Annotated in this window: 2 protein-coding genes; both read left to right on the forward strand. The window is 74.4% G+C overall.

The features are described 5' to 3' along the window. Nucleotides 1-2451: KR domain-containing protein (locus AB0G63_RS38855; RefSeq protein ID WP_360760552.1), on the forward strand; the 2451-nt coding region annotated here is incomplete at its 5' end. Nucleotides 2452-2562: 111 nt separating this feature from the next. Continuing rightward, nucleotides 2563-4940: type I polyketide synthase (locus AB0G63_RS38860; protein WP_360760555.1), on the forward strand; the 2378-nt coding region annotated here is incomplete at its 3' end.

Genomic DNA, 4940 nt, shown 5'->3' on the forward strand with positions numbered 1-4940 from the left:
GCGCACCCGGTGCTGACGATCGGCGTGCAGGAGAGCATCGACGCCTCCGATGCGACCGCGGTCACCCTGGGCACCCTGCGCCGCGACGAGGGCGGTCCGCAGCGCTTCCTGGCCTCGCTCGCCGAGGCCTGGGTCCACGGCGCGCACGTCGACTGGCAGGCAGTGCAGGGACGTACACAGGGTGAACCCGACGTCGACCTGCCCACCTACGCCTTCCAGCGCGAGCGCTACTGGCTGCACCGTGCCGCCGCCGACACCGCTTCCGGTGTTCCCGTCGTCGACGCGGTCGAGGCCGGGTTCTGGGACGCGGTCGAGGGCGGGGACGTCGCCTCGCTCGCCGGGACGCTCGGACTCGGCGACACCGGACATCTCGAAGGGGTGCTGCCCGCGCTCGCCGAGTGGCGGCGGGGGCGGCGGGAGCGGACCGAACTGGACGGGCTGCGGTACCGCGTCGAATGGAAGCACCGGCCCGATCTCACCCCGGCCGCGCTCTCCGGCACCTGGCTGCTCGCCGTCCCGCAGGACGGGCACGAGGAGACGGCGGCGGCCTGCGCCGCCGCGCTGACCGCTCACGGGGCCCGGGTACGACGGCTCGTCCTCGACCCCGCACGGCCTGCCCGGGCAACGTGGGCCGAGCAGGTGGCCGTTGAAGAGGGGCCGTTCGCCGGGGTGCTGTCGCTGCTGGCCCTCGACGAGCGGCCGCACGCCGAGCGGACGGCGGTGCCCGCAGGGCTGGCCGGCACCCTCGCTCTGGCCCAGGCCCTGAACGATGCCGGCCTCGACGTTCCCCTGTGGGCCGCGACCCGGGGCGCCGTCGCGGCCGGGCCGGAGGACGCGCCGCACAGCGCCGTGCAGGCGCAGGTGTGGGGCCTGGGTCTGGTCGCCGCGCTGGAGCACCCCCAGAGCTGGGGCGGCCTGGTGGATCTGCCGGGCGAGCTGGACGAGCCCGCCCGGGCACGTCTCGCCGGTCTGCTGGGCGCTTCCGACGGGGAGGACCAGGTCGCGCTGCGCACCACCGGGACGTACGTCCGCAGGCTGGCCCGCGCCCCGCTGCCGGACGGTGAGCCCGCCCGGCCCTGGCAGCCCGGGGGCACCGTTCTCGTCACCGGAGCCGGCGGCCCGCTGGGCGCCGCGGCGGCCCGGCAGCTCGCCGTGCAAGGTGCCCGGCGCCTGCTGTTCACCGTGCCCGCCGGCGCGGACCTCACCGAACTGCGGGACCTCGTCGGGGAGCTGACGGCCGACGGCGTCACCGTCGCCGTCGTGGAGTGGGACGGCACCGACACCGCCGCCCTCGCCGCCGCCGTGGCGCGCGAGGAGGCGGCCGGGGCGCCGGTCCGCACTGTCGTGCACACAGACACCCACCTCGAACTGGCCCCGGTCGCCGCCACCACCGTCGACCAGCTCGCCGCCACCCTCGCCGCGCGGGTCGAACCGGCCCGCGCCCTGGACGAGGTGTTCGGCGGGGACGGCCGGGAACTCGACGCGTTCGTGCTGTTCTCCTCCGTCACCGGGTCCTGGGGCGGTGGCGAGCACGCCGCGTTCGCCGCGGCCGCCGCGCACCTGGACGCCCTCGCCCAGCGGCGCCGCGCCCGCGGGCTGCCCGCGACCTCCGTCGCCTGGGGCGTGTGGGACCTGTTCGACGCGGACACCCATCCCGAGGAGGCCGCCGAACTGCAGCGGCGCTCCGTGCGCCGCGGACTGCCGCTGCTCGCGGCGGACACCGCGGGCCGCGCGCTGCGCGCCGTACTCGACCACGACCAGACGGCCGTCGCGGTCGCCGACGTCGACTGGGACCGGTTTCTGCCGCTGTTCACCTCCTCCCGCGCGGCCCGTCTTCTGGAGGACATCCCGGAGGTGCGCCGCCTGCGCGGTGCCGCCCGGGCCGACGCCAAGGACGGTGCCGCGGGCGGGGCCGTCGGGGAGCTGCGGCAGAAGCTCGCCGAACTCTCCCCGACCGAGCAGGACCGCATGCTCGCCGACCTGGTGTGCGAGCACGCCGCCGCCGTCCTCGGTCACGCGTCGGCCGCCGCCGTCGACGCCGAACGTCCCTTCAAGGACCTCGGCTTCGACTCCCTGACCGCCGTGGGACTGCGCAACGGCCTCGGCGCGGCCACCGGCCTGACCCTGCCCGCCACGGTCGTCTTCGACTACCCGACGCCCGCCGCCCTCGCCGGCTACCTCCGCGAGCACCTCCTCGGCGACCCCGGACAGCAGGAGGCCACCGCGGCCACCGTACACAGCGGACTCGACCGCATCGAGACGGACCTGCTCTCGCTCGCCCTCGGCCAGGACGCACGCAGGGACCTCACCCGGCGCCTGGAGTCCCTGCTCGCCCGGTGGAAGGAGGCACAGCCCACCGACGACGGCGAATCCGTCGGCGAACAGCTCGACACCGCCTCCGACGACGAGATCTTCGCCTTCATCCACCGCGAGTTCGGCAGGCCCGAGTGACCGGGGAGAGACCGGGCCGGGACGCCGCCCGGCGCCCCACCGGCCGTCCCGAACGTCCTTCCCGCCCGTGCACCGCGCCCCACCTCAACCAGAGAGGCCCGAGAGGTCCCCATGGCGACTGAAGACAAGCTCCGCGAATACCTCAAGTGGGTCACCACCGATCTGCACGAGACGCGTCGGCGCCTGCGCGAGGTCGAGGACGCCGGGCACGAACCGATCGCGATCGTCGGCATGGCCTGCCGCTACCCCGGCGGTGTCGCCTCGCCCGAGGACCTGTGGCGCCTGGTCACCGAGGGCGGCGACGCCATCGGCGGCTTCCCCACCGACCGCGGCTGGGACATCGACGCCCTCTACGACCCCGACCCCGACGCCCCCGGCCGCACCTACGTGCGCGAGGGCGGATTCCTCTACGACGCCGGTCACTTCGACCCGTCCGTGTTCGGCATCTCCCCGCGCGAGGCGCTCGCCATGGACCCGCAGCAGCGTCTCGTCCTGGAGACCGCCTGGGAGGCCCTGGAGCGCGCCGGCATCGACCCGCTGTCCGTCAAGGGCAGCCGCACCGGCACCTTCATCGGCTGCTACAACCTCGACTACTGCTGGTCACTGCCCGAGATCCCCGAAGGCTACGAGGGCCATCTGACCACCGGCAGCGCCGCCAGCGTCGTCTCCGGCCGCATCGCGTACACCTTCGGACTCGAAGGCCCGGCCGTCTCCGTCGACACCGCCTGCTCCTCCGGACTGGTCGCGCTCCACATGGCCGCACAGTCGCTCCGCCGCGACGAGTGCGGCATGGCGCTCGTCGGCGGTGTCACCGTCATGTCGACCCCGCTGGAGTTCATCGGCTACAGCGAGCAGCGCGGAATGGCCGCCGACGGCCGCTGCAAGGCCTTCTCCGCCGGCGCCGACGGCATGGCCCTCGCCGAGGGCGCGGGCATCCTCCTCGTCGAGCGGCTCTCCGACGCCGTCCGCAACGGGCACCCCGTGCTCGCGGTCCTACGCGGCTCCGCCACCAACCAGGACGGCGCCTCCAACGGCCTGACCGCCCCCAACGGCCCCTCCCAGCAGCGCGTCATCAAGCAGGCCATCGCCGACGCCCGCCTCTCCACGCAGGACGTCGACGTCGTCGAGGCGCACGGCACCGGCACCGCCCTCGGCGACCCCATCGAGGCCCAGGCCCTGCTCGCCACCTACGGCCGCAACCGGTCCGGCGACCGGCCCCTGTGGCTCGGCTCAGTGAAGTCCAACATCGGCCACACGCAGGCCGCTTCGGGCATCGCCGGCGTCATGAAGATGGTCATGGCCCTCCACCACGGCGTCCTGCCCCGGACCCTGCACGTCACCGAACCGTCCCCCCACATCGACTGGAGCTCCGGCGCCGTCGAACTCCTCACCGACGAACGCCCCTGGCCCGAGGTCGACCGCCCCCGCCGTGCCGCCGTCTCCTCCTTCGGCATCAGCGGCACCAACGCGCACGTCATCCTCGAACAGCACCTCCCCGACGACGCCGCCGCTCCCGACGACACCGCTCCCGACGCCGCCGCTCCCGAGGGCACCGCTCCCGACGCCGCCGCTCCCGAGGGCACCGCTGCGGAGGAGAAAACCCCCGCGGCGGAACCTGCCGTCGGCGGCGGCCTCATCCCCTGGCCCGTCTCGGCCCGCACCCCGAACGCCCTCCAAGGACAGGCCGCTCGGTTGCGTGATTTCGCGGGGCGGCGGCCGGTGGTGGCGTGTGGTGCGGTGGCGCGGGCGTTGGTGGGGACGCGGGCTGCGTTGGAGCAGCGGGGTGTGGTGGTGGCGGGGGACCGGGACGGGTTCCTGGCCGGGTTGTCGGCGTTGGCGGAGGGCCGGCCGGGGGTGGTCACGGGGTCGGTGGTGAAGGGTGCGGACCGTCCGGTGTTCGTCTTCCCCGGTCAGGGGTCGCAGTGGGCGGGTATGGCGGTGGAGCTGTACGGGGCTTCGCCGGTGTTCGCCGCGCGGTTGGAGGAGTGCGCACAGGCTCTCTCCGAGTTCGTGGACTGGTCGCTGCTGGATGTGCTGCGGGGTGTCGAGGGTGCTCCCGGTTTCGACCGGGTGGATGTGGTGCAGCCGGTGTTGTGGGCGGTGATGGTGTCGTTGGCGGAGTTGTGGCGGTCGGTGGGTGTGGAGCCGGCCGCGGTGGTGGGCCACTCGCAGGGCGAGATCGCGGCGGCCGCCGTCTCGGGTGCGCTGAGCCTGGAGGACGCGGCGAAGGTGTCCGCGTTGCGTGCTCGTGCGCTCATCGCTTTGGCGGGGCGGGGCGGGATGGTGTCGGTGGCGGACACCGCGGACGCCGTGCGGGAGCGGATAGCTCCTTTCGGTGACCGGCTGGCGCTTGCCTCGGTCAACGGTCCGCAGTCCACGGTTGTTTCGGGTGAGCCCGAGGCGCTGGACGAGTTGATGGCGGCCTGCGAGGCGGACGGTGTGCGCGCCCGGCGTATCAACGTGGACTACGCCTCGCACGGCCCGCAGGT

The sequence above is a fragment of the Streptomyces sp. NPDC020996 genome (assembly GCF_040641355.1).
Taxonomy (GTDB): Bacteria; Actinomycetota; Actinomycetes; order Streptomycetales; family Streptomycetaceae; genus Streptomyces.